This window comes from Microcystis sp. LE19-131.1A (assembly GCF_027532015.1).
Lineage (GTDB): Bacteria > Cyanobacteriota > Cyanobacteriia > Cyanobacteriales > Microcystaceae > Microcystis > Microcystis ichthyoblabe_A.
Map to the genome: position 1 here is coordinate 1 of NZ_JAPZSS010000197.1, position 1,311 is coordinate 1,311.

The following is a 1,311-nucleotide window of genomic DNA, read 5'->3' on the forward strand; positions in this document are numbered from 1 at the left end:
TTCCCCCCTTCTGATTCTTAGGGGTAAAGATTGACCGATCCCGGCTTTTTCCACCATTTCCTGTAACTCAGCGCCATCGCTAACCGGTTGATTATTAGCTTTAACAATCACATCCGCGCGACGGATCCCGGCTTTTTCGGCATAAAACTGGTCTTCGCTTAACCCGGTCTATCGATTGTGTAAAACCGTGTGGGTAGCAGGAATAGGATAGCCCGCTTCACCGAAGGATTCATAGATAACCTTATTAGTGTCAAAATAGACCTGCCAATAGTTATCGTTACTGCAATAGGGACGTACTGCTAAGAGAAGTCCGGAGGGATTAAATTCTAAAATTTCCACATCGGGAGCGGGATCAGTCAAAACATTGGGGATACGGCTAATTTTATCCTTTAACAGAGCGATCGCTTCTGGGACATTTACCCCGTGACTTAATTGAGCGGTCAACTCCACACGACGATAGGGATTAGCGGAAAAATTTTGAATATTCCCAGAAAAAATGCTGTTATTGCCGACTACAGTTTTAATGTTGTCAGGAGTGTTAATAGTAGTGGCAAATAAACCCAATTCGTCCACCGTGCCAGTTATACCTCCCGCAGAGACAAAATCGCCCACCTTGAAGGGACGGAACATAACTAAAAAAGCCCCGGCGGCAAAATTGGCCAACAGCCCCCCCCAGGCAGCCCCGATCGCAATACCAGTAGCGGCTAAAAGTGCGGCAAAAGAAGTGGTTTCAACGCCAAAAAAGCCCAAAATCGCCACGATCAGGACAACTTGCAGGACAATGAGGATGAAAGAAATGATATATCTAATGATGGTAGGATCGACGTTGCCCTTGGCCAAACTGGTTTTGAGCAGATTAACCGCTAGATTAATCAACCATTTACCGATAAACCAGAGTAGGATCGCCCCGATTAATTTCGCCCCGAAGCTGATCGCTAAATCCCTGATAAAGTACATTTGATTGCTAACTTGAGCCGGATCCATAGTTATTATCCTCGCAAAGAAATAAAGCTAATTTACACACAGATTATAGGGGCGAGAGGAAAAACCGAGAACTCTCTCAAGGAAAAAAACCGATTTGGTGATGGGGAGTATTTTCAGTGAACAGTAAACAGTGAACTGAAAACTTACATCTGATAACTGATAACTGATTACTGATTACTGATTACTGATTACTGATTTGACATTTGGGCGGTGATTACGGTGAGATCGATCGCCCTTTCCCCCCTTCTGATTCTTAGGGGTAAAGATTGACCGATCCCGGCTTTTTCCACCATTTCCTGTAACTCAGCGCCATCGCTAACCGGTTGA

The 1,311-nt window shown here is 44.8% G+C and carries 1 protein-coding gene and 2 pseudogenes; all 3 read right to left on the reverse strand.

Annotation, left to right across the window (positions count from 1 at the left end):
- Positions 1 to 141, reverse strand: a pseudogene (locus O9323_RS15040) (PDZ domain-containing protein); the annotation flags it as partial.
- A gap of 27 nt (positions 142 to 168) precedes the next feature.
- Positions 169 to 984, reverse strand: a complete 816-nt coding sequence (locus O9323_RS15045) for a mechanosensitive ion channel family protein (protein ID WP_002750679.1) — start codon at positions 982 to 984, stop codon at positions 169 to 171.
- 188 nt (positions 985 to 1,172) lie between these two features.
- A pseudogene (locus O9323_RS15050) lies at positions 1,173 to 1,311 on the reverse strand (serine protease); the annotation flags it as partial.

Coding starts and splice junctions, on each gene's coding strand:
- O9323_RS15045 (WP_002750679.1), bottom strand. CDS start 984: ATGGATCCGGCTCAAGTTAGCAATCAAATGTACTTTATCAGGGATTTA.